This window comes from Methylobacterium sp. J-072 (assembly GCF_022829425.1).
GTDB lineage: Bacteria > Pseudomonadota > Alphaproteobacteria > Rhizobiales > Beijerinckiaceae > Methylobacterium.
In genome coordinates, this window is record NZ_JAKSYK010000047.1 from 1 (window position 1) to 281 (window position 281).

The 281-nt window shown below is 70.1% G+C and carries 1 pseudogene; it reads left to right on the forward strand.

The window, feature by feature from the left end:
• Window positions 1–87: 87 nt before the first annotated feature.
• A pseudogene (locus MKK67_RS04410) lies at window positions 88–281 on the forward strand (hypothetical protein); the annotation flags it as partial.

A 281-nucleotide genomic window follows, 5' to 3' on the forward strand; every position in this document is an offset into this window, starting at 1 on the left:
ACGACAGAGCAGTGGGCGTTTTGTGAGAGGCTCTTAGGGCGCTTGCCGCCGACGTGGATACCGGTTCGGCGTCAGCGAGCGGAGCACATCGAGGACGGCTCTCGTGCGGATCCGGCGAAGGCCGATTCATCCGTCCAGGCCCGCGGCCGGATCGCCCTCGACGGGATCGACCTCACCCGCCTGTCCCCCGACCGGCGCGCCCGTGCGGGGCTCGCCTACGTGCCCCAAGGCCGCGAGATCTTTCCCGACCTGACGGTCGCCGAGAACCTGCGGGTCGCAGC